Raw genomic sequence first — 15,784 nt, 5'->3', positions numbered from 1 at the left:
CTCATATGGCAAAGAAAACACAACGATTGACGGTGGCGCAGGCTACTATTCTGTTCCTGCAAAATCAATACGTGGAAAGAGATGGGAAAGAACAGCTTTTTTTCGGTGGCTGTTTTGGTATTTTTGGTCACGGTAATGTTGCCGGTATCGGACAGGCACTACTGCAATATCCATCCTTTCCTTATTTTCAAAGCCGCAATGAACAGGCCATGGTACATACCGCCATTGCTTATGCGAAAATGAAAAATCGCCTCGGCGCATTGGTCTGTACTACCTCTATTGGTCCGGGTGCCACCAACATGGTTACCGGTGCTGCAACTGCTACCATTAACCGAATACCTGTCCTCTTATTGCCCGGTGATATTTTTGCCAAACGGGAAGTCGCCCCGGTACTGCAGCAACTCGAATCCACCTGGAGCCAGGATATATCCGTTAATGATTGCTTCAAGCCGGTTTCCCGTTACTGGGATCGCATCAATCGTCCGGAGCAATTGATAACAGCCTTGCCTGAAGCAATGAGGGTGCTTACTTCGCCTACGGAAACCGGTGCCGTTACCCTCTGTATGCCACAGGATGTGCAGGCAGAAGCATTTGATTTCCCGGTGGAATTTTTTACTAAAAGAGTATGGACGATTCAACGTAATCGTCCGGATGCAAGAGCATTGGCTACAGCCTTGCAAGCCATCAAGGCAGCGCGCAAACCCATCATTATAGCAGGAGGGGGTGTGCTCTACAGTGAAGCCAGTAAGGAACTAACGGAGTTCATCAACCGAACCGGGATTCCTGTAATGGAGACCTTTGCCGGTAAGGGTTCGGTGCATTATGCTGAACCACTGAACCTGGGTGCAGCAGGCGTTACCGGCACTCCGGGTGCTATTACAGCTGCGGCAGAGGCAGATCTGGTAATAGGAATTGGTACACGTTACAGTGATTTTACCACGATTTCTGAATCGGCATTTCAAAACCCGAAGGTTCGATTTATAAATATAAACGTAACTGAATTTGATGCTTTCAAACATGCGGCCATTCCACTGGTTGGAGATGCGAAAGCGGTATTGCAGGAATTACTGCAATCCATTAAGCGGTTTAAGGTTTCCCCTGCCTATCGCGCTAAACAGGAAAGGGAAGCCCGAAAATGGGATAAGGTGGTGAATTCGGTGTATAAACTCAATCATCCTGTACCGATCAGTCAGGGCGAAGTAATAGGTGCAGTGAATACCCTGTCCAACGATAAAGATGTGATGGTATGCGCTGCAGGTAGTCTGCCAGGAGATTTACATAAACTCTGGCGAACCCGCAACCCCAAAGGCTTTCACCTCGAGTATGGTTATTCCTGCATGGGATATGAAATAGCTGGCGGACTAGGTATCAAAATGGCTGACCCTAGTCGCGATGTTTATGTAATGGTGGGTGATGGTAGTTACCTAATGATGAGCCAGGAAATCATTACGGCTGTTCAGGAACAGATGAAACTCATTATTGTGCTGCTTAACAACAATGGGTATGCGAGTATCGGTGGGTTGTCTGAGTCACTAGGCACTAAAGGATTTGGAACCCGGTATGAATACCGTAATAAAAAAACCGGCCAGCTGGATGGTGGCATTCTTCCCGTAGATCTTGCTGCGAATGCAGCCAGCATGGGGGCTACAGTTATTAAGGCACAAACAAGAAAAGAATTGGAAGCCGCACTCGTGCAGGCGAAGAAGAATAAAAACACGACAGTTGTATACATTGAAACGGATCGGGAACAACGGGTAGGTGGTTATGCCTGGTGGGAGGTTCCGGTAGCGGAAGTGTCTACGCATGCCAGTGTGAAATCCGCCTATGATAAATTGAAGAAAAACAAAGCAAAACAGCGCATTTACTAATCCACCAATTCCAACGAATGAATCTTGCCATAGTTACGTTTGCGTTGTTTACCCTGTTTGTGGGAATGTATTGCTGGTACAAAATGCGCAGCGACAAGTTTGAAACCGCCTCCAGTTATTTCCTTGGAGGAAGGTCGCTGGGGGCCTGGCTGATCGCGATCTCGATGTTGCTGACGAATATTTCTACCGAACACCTGATCGGCATGAACGGCTCTTCCTATAAAAACGGATTTGTTGTAATGGCCTGGGAAGTTACCAGTGCGATTGCGCTGGTAATTGGTGCGGTTTATTTTATCCCGCGTTACCTGAAGATGGGCTTAACCACGATTCCGCAATACCTGGAACTAAGATTTGATAAGTCCACACATACGATTGTCAATCTCTTACTAATTCTCTCCTTTATCATCACTTTATTGCCGATCGTACTCTATACTGGGGCGATCAATTTTGAAACCCTGTTTGATGTTTCCGAGCGCTTTGGTATTACCAAGGAAGAATCGATGTGGTGGATGATTGTACTGATCGGGGTGCTGGGTTCGGTGTATGCCATTTTCGGCGGACTTAAAGCCATCGCCTATTCGGACATGATTTATGGAATCGGGTTGTTCATAGGCGGACTGGCAGTGCCCTTTTTTGCGCTCTATGAAATTGGCGAAACGGATATAGCAAGCGGACTGAAAAAAGTGTACGAACATGCTCCTCAAAAATTTAATTCCATTGGTAGTTCAGATTCAGTGTTGCCTTTTGGAACGCTGTTTACGGGACTTGTAATTAACCAGATTTATTTCTGGTGTATGAACCAGGTGATCGTGCAAAGAGCATTGGGTGCTAAAAATCTGAAAGAAGCGCAGAAAGGATTTCTGATCATGGGCCTGTTTAAAATTCTGATGCCGCTGATCATTGTATTGCCGGGTGTGATTGGTTTTTATTATTTCAATGACTCGCTTTATAATAATCAGGACACTATCTATCCCGAGCTGGTGAAAAAAGTATTGCCAGTAAGCTTGATCGGCATTTTTGCAGCTGTAGTATTGGGAACTGTATTGAGTACGGTAAACGCTGTATTAAACAGTGCAGTAACCCTGTTTACATTGGGTGTTTACAAGCGGCAAATTAATCCGGCAGCAGATGAAAAGAAACTGGTAAGAACGGGTCGGTGGGCCTCCATTTTATTAGCTGTCTTTGGCATAGCCGTAGCACCGATGGTGGCAAAAGCACCGGAGGGGCTCTACCAGATGTTGCAGGAACTAAACGGGATCTTTTTCATTCCCATTGCTTCGGTACTGCTGGGGGGATTTTTTATCAAATCGATATCTGCAACAGGAGCCAAGGTGGCCATCTTTACTGGGCTGGCATTTTACTTACTGACTACCTTCATTCTTAAAGTAGATATTCATTTTATTCATGTGTGGGGAATTGAATTTGTGCTGAATATTGTCGTGATGCTATTGGTTTCCAAATTTTATCCTAATACCAATCCTTATCAGCCGGTACATACCGGTGAGGTTAACATCGAACCCTGGAAATACACCAAACCGGTTTCGATTTTCCTGGTGCTGGCCACTATTGCGGTGTATTATTTCTTAAGCTAAAAACAAAAAGATATGCAGGTATTACAAAACTATATTAACGGAAAATGGGTCAGCAGTGTATGTGCTGAAACCCGGGATGTATTGAATCCCGCTACCCAGGAGGTATTGGCAAAAGTTCCTTTTGGTGCAGCCACTTCCAAAGATTTGCAAACGGCTGCCTTGGCAGCGCAGGAAGCCTATCTTGGTTGGAAATCTGTTTCGGTGCTAAAACGTATCCAGCCCCTTTTTAAACTCAAACAATTACTGGAGGAAAATAAAGAGGAAATCACTAAACTGATCACCCTGGAATGTGGGAAAACACTGGCGGAATCGGCAGGTGAAATCCAGCGGGCCATCGAGAATGTGGAAGTGGCTTGCGGTGCGCCCATGCTGATGCAGAGCGAATTCCTGGAGAATGTGGCAACCGGTATTGATGAATTCATGATCCGGCAACCACTTGGTGTAACGGCCTGTATTGCGCCCTTCAATTTTCCGGCGATGATCAGTTTCTGGTTTTTGCCTTATGCAATAGCGACTGGTAACAGTATGATCATCAAACCGTCAGAGAAAGTGCCACTGACGATGATGAAAATATTTGAACTGATTGATAAACTGGACCTGCCACCCGGACTGCTCAACCTGGTACATGGAGGCAAGGAAACTGTGGATGCCATCCTGGATCATCCTTTGGTAAAATCAATCAGTTTCGTTGGTAGTACACCGGTAGCGAAATACATATATGCACGCGGAACTGCCAATGGCAAACGTGTACAGGCACAAGGCGGCGCCAAAAATCCGGTAGTGATCCTGCCCGATGCAGATATTGAAGTGACTTCACAGATTATTACGGATAGTGTGTATGGTTGCGCCGGACAGCGATGCCTTGCTGCATCAGTAGTTATCACAGTGGATAACGATGCAAACATCAAGGAAGCACTCTACGAATCAGCAAAAAAACGCCAGGTAGGATACGGCTTGGAAAGCACCGTTGAAATGGGACCGGTTATCACGCAGGAAAGCAAACAGCGGATTGAAACACTGATCAACAAAGGAGTACAAGAAGGAGGTAATCTTTTATTGGATGGTCGAAACCAGCCTGTATCAGGATATGAAAAAGGGAATTTTATCAGTCCGACTATTCTGGAAGGATTGCCCCTTGACGGAGAGCTTATCAAAACTGAAATCTTTGGGCCGGTTATGACCCTGCTCCATATGAAGACCGTGGATGATGCGATTGACTTTATCAATCGTGGTACCTATGGTAATATGGCCTGCCTGTTTACCACCAGCGGCAATAGTGCAAGAAAATTCAGAAGTGAAGCAATGGCTGGAAATATTGGAATCAATATCGGAATTGCAGCACCGATGGCTCAGTTTCCCTTTAGTGGCTGGAAGGAAAGTTTCTTTGGTGATCTGCATGGGCAGGGTAAACATGCCATTGAGTTCTTTACCCAAACCAAAGTGGTAGTGGAAAGATGGCCGAAAGAATGGACCCGTAAATTTTAACGTTTATACCTAACCGTTATGCATCAAAACATTATTGAAAAACAAACCATAAAAGTAGCCAATGCACCCTGCAGTTGGGGAGTGCTGGAATTTGAACTTGAAGGAGAGAAAAAGGGATTTGAACAGGTGCTGGATGAAATGAAGGCTGCCGGCTACACAGGAACGGAGCTGGGCGACTGGGGATTTATGCCTCCTGATCCGGTTGAACTTCGGGCCGCATTACAAAAACGTGAGCTAAACTTACTTGGGGCTTTTGTACCTGTAGCGTTGGTAAAACCGGAAGCGCAGGCAGAGGGTATTGAGCGTGCATTACGTACCGCAGGACTCATGCATGCAGCTGGTTATCCGAATGCGTTTATCGTATTGGCGGATGAAAATGGATCCGTACCGGAACGAACCAAAAAAGCAGGCAGAGTAGAACTTGCTGATTTGCTGGACCGGGAGTCCTATCGGTTGATTGCCAAAAATGCGGAATCACTGGCACGCGCTGTAAAAGCAAAATATGGCATGCGCACCGTCTTCCATCACCACGGGGCCGGTTATGTAGAAACGCCTCAGGAAATGGAGTGGTTGCTGGAAGGATCAGATTCTTCGGTACTCGGACTATGTTTTGATACCGGCCATTATATGCTGGGAGGAGGAACGGATCCGGTTGGCTTCATCAAAAAACATTTTGATAGGATCTGGCATGTTCATTTCAAGGATTTTGATCCGCTGGTGCGGGACAAAGCAGCGAAAGAAAACTGGGATTATTTTCAATCGGTACAGAACGGGGTATTCTGTGAGTTGGGAAAAGGTGCTGTACCCTTTGAATCCATCAAAAATTTGCTGCAGGAGGAAGGGTATAAAGACTGGATAGTAGTGGAACAGGATGTATTACCCGGCATGGGACAGCCATTGGAATGTGCCCGAAAGAATCGTGAATACCTGGCTTCCATTCAACTCTAATCAAGCACAAAAAACAAGCACATCATCAATATGAAAAAATTATCTCTTGTACTGATCGGAATGGGTCGCATTGGAAAGATCCACCTGAATAATATTTTGCGCCATTTCCCGGAAGTACAGATTTCGGGTGTTGCTGACCGTGATTATAATCCGGAGCAATTTGCCCTTGAATATGGTAAGATACCCTTCTCCCGGGATGCTGCATCGTTGGTAGAAAACCCGGAAGTGGATGCCGTATTGATTTGTACACCCACCAGTACCCATGCTGATATGATTCGTCTTGCCCTGCAGTATGGCAAACATATTTTTTGTGAAAAGCCAGTAGACCTTTCCCTGGAAACCACCAAACAGTTGGTTGACCAGGTACAAAGTGCCGGTATTAAAATGATGCTTGGTTTTAACCGCCGGTTTGATCCGGATTTTCTGCATGCACAACGGCAGATAAAAGAAGGCAGGATCGGGGATGTTCAGATTGTCAAGATTACCAGTCGGGATCCGGGATTGCCGCCGATTGATTACATCAAAAATTCAGGGGGACTCTTCATGGATATGGTGATTCATGATTTTGATATGGTACGTTATATCATGCAAAAGGAAGTAAAGGAAGTATATGCCAGGGGCCGGGTTCTGGTTGATCCAAAAGTGGGAGAGGCAGGCGATATTGATACGGCACTCACTACCCTGATCTTTGAAGATGATTCCTATGCAGTTATTGATAACAGCCGGGAAGCTATTTATGGGTACGATCAGCGATTGGAGATTTTTGGCAATAAAGGCATGTTGCAAGTGGAAAATAACCTGCATAACCGCAATATTGTGTATGATAAGCAGGGCATACATCAATCGCTTCCACTTGATTTTTTCATGGATCGCTATGCAGCCTCCTACCTGAATGAAATGAAGTTTTTTATTGAGGCCCTGCAAAATCACCAGCCAATTCCGGTAAGCGGGAAGGATGGGCTCGAGGCGGTAGTCATTGCTACAGCGGCTAAATGGTCGGTGGAGAAAAAAAGGCCGGTAAGCATCGCGGAAGTAAAAGCTATTTTGTAACTATGCGGGGTCAGTCCCAGCTCATGGCCAAAAAAGTATCCATAAAAGACATTGCAGCAGCTGCCGGTGTATCGGCAACTACGGTTTCCATTGTATTGAATGGAAGAGCCCGGGAGATGAAGATCAGTGAAAGCATGGCCCTTAAGGTTGAGAAGCTGGCCGAGAAAATGAAGTACCGTCCCAATCATTTTGCAAAGGGCTTGCGTACAGGCAAAACCAATACCATCGGGCTGATTGTGGATGATATTTCCAACTATTTCTTCGGCCACCTGGCCAAAGTTGTGGAAGAAGAAGCAGATAAAAAGGGCTATACCGTAATGTTTTGCAGCAGTGAAAACAATGAGGGAAAGAGCAGGAATATCCTGAATATGCTGGTCGATAAACACATGGATGGATACATAATTGCTCCTACTACCTTCATGTTGCCGGAACTGGAAAAACTCATTGATGAAAAACGCCCAACAGTATTGATAGACCGTTATTTCCCGGATCTGAATTCAAACTATGTTACAGTAGATAATTTCAATGGGAGCCTGGAAGCAGTGAATCATCTTGCCTACAAAGGAAACAGGAAAATAGCGCTCGTAACCAATGATACGGATCAGATCCAGATGCAGCAACGGATTGACGGTTATATGGAAGGGCTTAAGAAGAATGGACTGGTATTTGAAAAAAGCCTGGTAAAAAAAATTCCCTTTGGTTGGCCGGAACAGAAGCAGGTAAAAGAACTGGCACAATTTTTCAACAAGCAAAAAGCTAATTTTGATGCCGTTTTTTTTACTTCAAATAACCTTGGAGTAGCCGGCCTGGAAGCTTTCAGCAACATGGGCATTACTGTGCCGGAACAGGTTTCGGTAATTTGTTTTGATGACAATGATTTGTTTCGCCTTGGAAAACCTGGAATAACAGTCATGAGCCAGCCGATTAAACAAATGGCTAAAAAAGCAGTAGAGGTGCTGGTAAGGCAAATAGAGCAATCGGGCACAGAGCCATCCCATATTGTATTACCGACTCAAATTATAGAAAGGGAATCCGTTCGGTAAACTTCAAATAACTACTTAAATTATAAGGGCACCCTTAGCCGCTGAATTTTTTATTTTTGCGGCTCACCAACAGCAGAATCATGAGGACAATCGGAATGCTGCTCGGATGGATCTTGCTATCTTTCCAGGGCATCGCCCAAAATGAAGACAGCGTTTTTAAGAAAGAGCCGGATACTACCATCTACCGTTTAGGATTTACAGGCACTGGTAATATCAATCGTACTGCTGTGAATGGCACAACTTACATTTTCAATAACTCACTTCGCTTCAGTATTGATAAAAAAATATTAACGGTTAATGCATTCAGCAACTGGATATACGGAGAGAATCCAACGCGTAAAACCAATAATGATTTTTTATTTATCGTAGATGCTGATTTGTTCAAACACACCCGTAAACTCTATTACTGGGGCCTTGCAGGATATGAAAAGAGTCTTTCCTTAAAACTATACGACCGATACCAGTTTGGAGGCGGACTTGGATATACCCTTGTTAATTCAGGTAAACTGAACCTGGTTGTTTCCAATGGATTGCTGTATGAGAAATCAGCATTAAGGGAACCTGATAAATATGGCAGAACCGGATATGAAACCCTCCGAAATTCTTTTCGGTTTAAAAACCGATTGGTAATTAACGAATTAATAACCCTGGATGGGGTGCATTTCTGGCAACAATCTTTTGCAGATGGGCAAGATTATATTCTGCGAACAACCAATACGGTTTCTTTCAGGTTGAAAAAATGGCTGAGCCTGACAGTAGGGCTAACCTATAATAAAGTGAATTTTACAGAATCAGAGAACCTGCTCTTTAATTACGGGCTTAGCGTTGAAAATATTTTTTAACTCAGGCACTCAGATTCAATTCTGCAGCTTTACCGCCGGAACTGCATAACGCATAACCTTTGTGGGTGATCTTAACCAGGGTAAAACGCTCCTGTTGTTGCAGTTCAACCAATCCCTCCCGGGTTAACTGGTGAATATGCTCAAGGATAGTATCCCAGGGTAAAAACTGGCGTACGATGATCTGGGCCGGTTTACAGGGATAACTGGTCGGGTCCGGGTCATCCTTGACAATATTATAAATCGTTTGGAGAGTGGAATAGGGGTGATCCATATATGCCAAAATAAGTGGATAAGTCCAAATCCAAAAACAAAGTTTTCAACATTTTATCCTTCACCTGTTTCACCACCCCCATTGCGGTCGCCACCTTCCCTGCGTTTGAAGAGGTCAAGGTCCTGACGTCCAAAACGATAGCTGAAAGTCAGGCGAACCGTCCGCACATTCCAACGTCTGTAAGAATCCTGGTAAAAGTTTTCGGTGTCTGTAATGCTTCCAAAACGGCGACTGTTAAATACGTCGTTTACGTTGAACGTGAGGGTGCCTGCATTGTTCTTGAGAAAATCTTTGCGGATTGCGAAATCCATATAATATTGCTCCTTGGTCTTACCCTGTGGCATTACCCTGGGTGATTCATATTCTCCTGATAACTGGAATGAAAAATTATTGAAGAATTTAGCGTCCGGCTGATTGATTTTATAGTTCATCATCAGTTTGGTGCTCCAGTTAAAACCGGTATTGCTAAGATCAATACCTCTAACATTCGCTTTGACATCCCGGTATTGCGCATTGAAGTTGGGGGTAAAATCGAAATTGTTCCCAATCCGCTGTTGCCAGGTCAGTTCCAGGCCCATCCGGTTTGTACGGTCGGCATTTATGAATGTATTTAATATCGCATTAGGATCAATTGCTGCATTTCCAAGTGCGTCGTATTCGGCAGTAGTGAGTGTATCGCTGAACATGGTTATATCTTCAGTATTATTTCTGAAATAACTGGACACCAATACATTTCCCGTGCTGTATGTGCGGTTGTAATTCAGTTCGAAGGAATTCGTAAACTCCGGCCGTAATTCCGGATTTCCCTTACGGATATTCAAGGGATCGGTAATATCTACATAAGGGTTGATCTGCCAAAAATTCGGGCGACGAATCCTGCGTGAAAAATTCACCTGGATATCACTGCCATCCTTAATCGAATACGTCAGGTATAAACTCGGGAAGAATGCATTTAGCAGATTTTTTCCACTGGATGGATAATCATAACCAAACTTACGTGAACTGTCAATCAGTTCACCCTCAAAACTGGACTGCTCAATCCGGACACCGGCCTGGTAACCAAGTTTCCCGATTTTATTGGAATAATTTCCATAGACAGCATTTACCATTTCACGGAAACTATAATTGTTACTAAGCGGGAGTTTACTCATATTTCCGCTTTGAAGAGAGAAAACATCCAGTTTGTCCTTCGAAAAATTATGATAGGATCTTGCACCAAATTCCAGTTTGCTGTTTTCAGAAAGCGGGTTGACATAATCGGTTTGAATGGTAACCTGTGTTCCGCTTCCGGTGGCATCGTTGATAACTGTATTAGGAGTTGATACCAATTGTCCTTCCATATTGTAAAAGAAGTTTCTGATATCTCCATTACCTCCATTAGTTCCGGTATTAAAGGTGATATCCGCAGTCCATTCCTTTTCAGGTTTGGTATAGGTTCTCCTGTAATTCAATTGTGTGTTGGCCCGATTGAAACTGAAATCATCTGTTGAAAAGCGCTGTCCGGTTTGTGTAGGTTGCCCGTTAGCTGCAAAATACTGCTGCCGTTGTTCTTCATCGTTTTCAAAAGCGCCTCTTACAAAACCCTGTGAAATGGAGATACTGTTAAAGTCGTTGAAGTCATAATCCATACCAAAGCGTACAGAAGAAAACTTACGCAACCTTTCCCTGTCTGTCTGTTGATTGAAGAAATCTGTAGTCTGACCGTTGCGTTTATTTTCCCTATAGGCTTCACCACGTGCAATACCTCCAGACTGGTTATAGTTACCACTTACAAACAGATTCACTTTATTTTTACGGTAGTTCAAACTTAATCCGCCATTAAACAGGCTCGGTGTTCCTGCTCCAAGTGTAGCAACTCCGTTAAGTCCGCCTTTGCGATTCTTCTTAAGAATAATATTGATAATTCCTCCTGTACTGCCAGCGTCGTATTTGGCAGATGGATTGGTAATTACTTCCACCCGGTCAATATCATCAGAAGGAATTTGTTCAAGTGTAAGAATGGTAGGACGTCCATTCACAAAAATCTGGGGAGAACTGTTTCTAAGCGATACACTTCCATTTACATCAACGGAAAGAGAAGGAATCTGTCTCATCAGGTCTACTGCGTTTCCACCTTTACTGGTTATGGCGGCATCTGCATTAAAAATCCTCCTGTCAACTCCAATTGTCATCAATGGTTTCCTTGCAGTTACGACTACCGTTGCCAGACTGGAAGCTTCAGTGGAGAGTTTGATCTCACCTAATTCATATGCGCTTAGATCGTTCAATATGGTAACCGGTATTTCTTCCATGCCAAATCCTACTACACTGATCTGGATGATGGTACGAATTCCTCTTGGTGCAGTGATTACAAATTTGCCATCAGGGTCGGTTATTGAAATGTTGGTCAATGTATCAGGATCAGCACCTTCCCGGCGAACGGCAGTTAATGCTGTAATGGAAGCGGAGGCTACCGCATTACCTGTTTTTCCATCTTTTACAATACCGGAAATTTTAATCCTGTCATCAGACTGAACCTGTGCATTTGATTGTTGTGCAACAAGTATAAATGCCATTGTCAGCAATAAAAAAAACTGATAATAAGGGGTCGATATTCCTGAGGTTCTACGTGTCATTTTGCAAAGGAAGCCATTTAAACCTGAAGGATTCCTTAAATTTAACAGATGAGTATAGTTTTTCGTTTAGTTTTCGTATTACTTTTTATAAATACGCTGAATAAGGGCCAAATAGTTGCACAAAGCAGGACAGTACAGGATGGTTTTTCTCGTATAGTGATAAACGTTAGTTCAATGACGGTTGAAAATTTGGTCAATCCAATTGGACTGGATCAGCCCAATCCTCGTTTCCGATGGAAAATCAACAGTTTAGACCAAGCCGTTCGAAGCTCTGCTTTTGAACTTGAGTTTTGTTCGGATACCAGCCTTTTAGCTAAAAGTGCGCTTCTTCACCGTACCGGAAAAATTGTTTCACCAATTGGGTTTTATCGATACAATGGTCCTGAACTTCAACCTTATGCACGTTATTTTTGGAGAGTTCGAAGCTGGGATCAATCTGGTTTTGTTTCTGCCTATTCAGGCTGGAGTTCTTTTGAAATGGGAAAAATGCATCCCGGCAACTGGAAAGGTAGTTGGATCAGTGACGGAAAATCAAAAGAGGAGAAAGCCTTACCTCATTTCCGAAAAGAATTTAAGCTCACTAAAAAGATACGATCTGCCCGCGCTTATATTGCTGCCGGCGGATTATTTGAATTAAGTCTGAATGGTAAACGGATCAGCGATGCATGGCTGGAACCTACCTATACACGTTACGATCGTCGTTTGTTGTATTGTACATACGATATAACAACTGAATTGTTAAACGGAAAAAATGCTGTTGGTGTTTTGCTTGGAAACGGATGGTACAATCATCAGTCGACAGCCGTCTGGAATTTTCATGAGGCTCCCTGGCGGAACCGACCCTGTTTTGTGCTGGATATCCGGGTTGAATACGAAGATGGTACAATTGAAACGATCGGGACTGACCGTGATTGGAAAACAAAAACAGGTCCGGTTATTTTCTCCAGTATTTACACGGCGGAACATTATGATGCGCGATTGGATATGCCAGGTTGGGATAAAGCAGGGTTTACGGATTCCAGCTGGAGCAACTCCATTAATCGTTCTGCGCCGGCACCATTGGTTACGGCACAAGCCTTGCATCCAATTAGAAGAGTTACCGAATTAACAGCCGTATCAGTCCGAAGATTCAATGACACAGTATATGTCTTTGACATGGGACGAACTATTTCAGGAGTTGCCAGCATCCGGTTGAAAGGCAAAGCAGGAACCATCGTAAAGCTTCGTCATTCCGAACGACTGTATAAAAATGGTCGCACTGATCTTTCCAATATTGACGTACATTATCGTCCGCAGGATAATTCCGATCCATTTCAAACCGATATTTTCATTCTTTCAGGCAAAGGAATAGAAGAGTTTACACCTCGTTTTAACTATAAAGGGTTTCAATATGTGGAAGTATCAGCCAGTGAACCAATTGAGTTAACCAAAGAATCTGTAAAGGCCTATTTTATGCATTCGGATTTGCCGGTAACGGGTGCTGTCAGCAGTTCAAATCCTGTGTTAAACAAGATATGGGCTGCCACGAATGCATCCTATCTGTCCAATATGTTTGGTTATCCAACCGATTGTCCGCAGCGGGAGAAAAACGGCTGGACAGGTGATGCCCATATTGCCAGTGAAACAGGCCTCTTCAATTTTGATGGCATTACAGTATATGAAAAATGGTTGCAGGATCACCTGGATGAACAACAACCGAACGGCGTATTCCCCTCTATAATTCCTTCCAATGGCTGGGGTTATGAATGGGGAAATGGTCCGGACTGGACCAGCACCATCGCTATCATACCCTGGAACATTTATCAGTTTTATGGTGATACCAGTTTGCTTGCACTCACGTACGATGCATTGAAGCGATATGTACAATACCTGGAAAGTATCAGTAAGGATGGTATTTGTTACTGGGGACTTGGCGATTGGGTTCCGGTTAAATCAAAAACCCCTGTTGAATTCACGTCTACAGCTTATTACTATACGGATGTGGTGATTTTGTCAAAAGCCGCCCGATTACTTGGAAGATCGGCTGATGCTGACCGTTATACAGCCCTTGCAGAAAAAATATTCCAGGCCTTTCAGCAAAAATTCTGGAATGCATCCACCCGTTTATATGGTTCCGGCTTACAGACAGAACTGAGTGTTGCACTTCATTGGAAACTGGTTCCCGATAGTTTGACTGGTGTTGTGGCAAAAGCGCTGGCAGAAAGGGTAGTGGCAGATGGCAGACAAATTGATGTTGGTTTACTGGGAACCAAAACCATCTTAAATGCTTTAAGTGATAATGGCTATGCAGATCTTGCCTATGAGCTCGCATCAAGAGAAACATTTCCATCCTGGGGCTGGTGGATTAAAAACGGGGCAACCACCTTATATGAAAACTGGCCCATTAATGCAGCATCCGATATTTCCATGAATCATATCATGTTTGGGGAAATTGGTGCGTGGATGTACAAAGCGTTGGGTGGAATCAAACCCGTTGAAGCAGCGCCAGGGTTTCAGGTGATACAGTTCGAACCCAACTTCCCCAAAAAGCTGGATCAGTTTTCCTGTAGTTATGAGTCGGTATGGGGGAAAATTGAATCAACCTGGGAACGAAAAGGGAATATGCTGCAGTACAAGGTAATTATCCCGCCCGGATCAACAGGCCGGCTCAGGATTCCTGCACAGGGAAAAGCCGGAACCCATTTTATTGAACTAGGCTCCGGTACTCATCAGTTTAATTGGAAGAATTTATAAACGGGATTTTTTCACGCCTTCTTTGGTAATTTTAACGGGAAGGATAAATCCTTTCTCATCAAAATTCATAAGATCAATGCAGGTCTCTCTTGAGTTGCCATCTTTTTCGCTGAGCGGCCTGCGGTGATAAATAATATAATATTGATCGGTGCCAGGGTGACGGATTACAGAATGATGCCCTGCGCCCGTTGCAATTGCAGGGTCCTGTTGTAAGATTTTTCCGATTCTTTGAAAGGGTCCAAGCGGTGAATCTGCAATTGCATAGGCAACACTATAATCGGGACCGGTCCAACCACCTTCAGACCACATGAAGTAATATTTTCCATTGCGCTTGAATACAAACGGTCCCTCAACATAATTATCGGGTGTAATTTCTTTAAAAATTCTTCCGTCTTCAAAGGGTAGGAAACCGTTGAAATCAGCATTCAGTTTTGCAATATTGCAATGTCTCCACCCTCCGTAATATAAATAGTGTTGTCCGTCATCATCCCGGAAAACAAACTGATCTATGGGTTGAGCGCCGTTGTGAAAACGATCTATCAGGGGCTTGCCAATATGATCTTTGAAAGGTCCTGCGGGATTATCTGCTACAGCTACACCAATGCCGCCATATTCTTCGTTGCTCTGGATATCATTGGCGCCAAAGAAAAGGAAGTACCGATTGTTCTTTTCGATGATAGAGGGAGCCCAAACTGCTCTGTGCGCCCATTTGACGGCACTCGTATCAAGAATGCGAGGGTGCTTTTTCCAGGTTTTCAGATCATTGGAAGAAAACGCATCAAAGAAAACCTGTTTTTCGTAGGGAGCTGAATAAGTTGGATAAATCCAATACTGGTTTCCAAAAATGACAGCTTCCGGATCTGCATACCAGCCTGGAAAAAGAGGGTTGCCACTCAGGTTGCGCGATTTATTTTCTTTTTGTGCAATCCCGGTTTGTACCAGTAATATAGTCAGGCTAAAAACAAGCCCGATTCTTAGGTTCGTTTGCATACAGCAAACTAATCATTGCGGATTAAATTACCCGTACAAATTTGCCGGCTTCTGTTGCCTGCCGGATCAGTTCCAGCTGATTGTTGGATTTACCAGCCACTACTACCAGCTCTATATTTTCATCTTCCAGAATATCTGAAAGATTCGCAACTACTTCCACACCCGGATACCAGGATTCAGCAAGTCCGTTTGAGACAGCCTGGCCATGCGCCAGCACTTTTTTCAGTTTGTATCCATTTGCCAAACTTCCGGAACTCAGTAAAATTGGTGTTTCCAATTGCTGGGTAGCAATCAATCCGATATATTTATAAGTACCCATAATTTTCGTATTAATGGTAAAAATTACA

The 15,784-nt window shown here is 43.9% G+C and carries 12 protein-coding genes; 8 read left to right on the top strand and 4 right to left on the bottom strand.

Features of this window, described 5'->3' with window-relative positions; translation table 11 throughout:
- Positions 1-5: 5 nt before the first annotated feature.
- From iolD to MD536_RS06510, 7 genes are all read left to right on the top strand, one after another.
- Entirely contained in the window at positions 6-1,868 is a 1,863-nt protein-coding gene (gene iolD / locus MD536_RS06540) for a 3D-(3,5/4)-trihydroxycyclohexane-1,2-dione acylhydrolase (decyclizing) (protein ID WP_239596923.1), read from the top strand.
- Positions 1,869-1,885: 17 nt separating this feature from the next.
- Entirely contained in the window at positions 1,886-3,460 is a 1,575-nt protein-coding gene (locus tag MD536_RS06535) for a solute:sodium symporter family transporter (protein WP_239596921.1), read from the top strand.
- Positions 3,461-3,472: 12 nt separating this feature from the next.
- Positions 3,473-4,945 (top strand): CoA-acylating methylmalonate-semialdehyde dehydrogenase, encoded by a 1,473-nt coding sequence (locus MD536_RS06530; RefSeq protein WP_239596919.1) that lies wholly within the window; start codon positions 3,473-3,475, stop codon positions 4,943-4,945.
- Between the two features lie 18 nt (positions 4,946-4,963).
- Positions 4,964-5,893 (top strand): TIM barrel protein, encoded by a 930-nt coding sequence (locus MD536_RS06525; RefSeq protein ID WP_239596918.1) that lies wholly within the window; start codon positions 4,964-4,966, stop codon positions 5,891-5,893.
- A 30-nt stretch (positions 5,894-5,923) separates the two neighbouring features.
- Positions 5,924-6,943, top strand: coding sequence for an inositol 2-dehydrogenase (gene iolG / locus MD536_RS06520; protein ID WP_239596917.1), 1,020 nt, complete (start codon positions 5,924-5,926; stop codon positions 6,941-6,943).
- Between the two features lie 23 nt (positions 6,944-6,966).
- Positions 6,967-7,986, top strand: a complete 1,020-nt coding sequence (locus MD536_RS06515) for a LacI family DNA-binding transcriptional regulator (RefSeq protein WP_239596916.1) — start codon at positions 6,967-6,969, stop codon at positions 7,984-7,986.
- An 80-nt stretch (positions 7,987-8,066) separates the two neighbouring features.
- Positions 8,067-8,828: a DUF481 domain-containing protein gene (locus MD536_RS06510; protein ID WP_239596915.1), complete on the top strand. Its 762-nt coding sequence runs from the start codon at positions 8,067-8,069 to the stop codon at positions 8,826-8,828.
- 1 nt (position 8,829) lies between these two features.
- Here the strand turns inward: MD536_RS06510 and MD536_RS06505 are convergent, their stop codons facing one another.
- Together MD536_RS06505 and MD536_RS06500 are read right to left on the bottom strand one after the other, a co-directional pair.
- Complete coding sequence (locus MD536_RS06505; RefSeq protein WP_239596913.1) at positions 8,830-9,099, bottom strand: hypothetical protein; 270 nt, start codon at positions 9,097-9,099, stop codon at positions 8,830-8,832.
- Between the two features lie 53 nt (positions 9,100-9,152).
- Complete coding sequence (locus MD536_RS06500; protein WP_239596912.1) at positions 9,153-11,654, bottom strand: TonB-dependent receptor; 2,502 nt, start codon at positions 11,652-11,654, stop codon at positions 9,153-9,155.
- Between the two features lie 234 nt (positions 11,655-11,888).
- Here MD536_RS06500 and MD536_RS06495 point away from each other — a divergent pair, with 234 nt between their 5' ends.
- Positions 11,889-14,447, top strand: coding sequence for an alpha-L-rhamnosidase (locus tag MD536_RS06495; RefSeq protein ID WP_239596910.1), 2,559 nt, complete (start codon positions 11,889-11,891; stop codon positions 14,445-14,447).
- On the opposite strand, the gene MD536_RS06490 is transcribed toward MD536_RS06495, so the two are convergent.
- A complete protein-coding gene (locus MD536_RS06490) occupies positions 14,442-15,437 on the bottom strand; it encodes a glycoside hydrolase family 43 protein (RefSeq protein ID WP_239596909.1) in 996 nt (331 codons plus the stop codon). The two genes, MD536_RS06495 and MD536_RS06490, sit on opposite strands and share 6 nt — an antisense overlap.
- Positions 15,438-15,459: 22 nt before the next feature.
- Positions 15,460-15,756: a Gfo/Idh/MocA family oxidoreductase gene (locus MD536_RS06485; RefSeq protein ID WP_239596907.1), complete on the bottom strand. Its 297-nt coding sequence runs from the start codon at positions 15,754-15,756 to the stop codon at positions 15,460-15,462.
- Between the last annotated feature and the right edge of the window lie 28 nt (positions 15,757-15,784).

Source organism: Flavihumibacter cheonanensis (assembly GCF_022352215.1).
Classification (GTDB): domain Bacteria; phylum Bacteroidota; class Bacteroidia; order Chitinophagales; family Chitinophagaceae; genus Flavihumibacter; species Flavihumibacter cheonanensis.
Note: the sequence above shows the minus strand (reverse complement) of the source record. Positions and strands in the feature narration are given on the sequence as shown.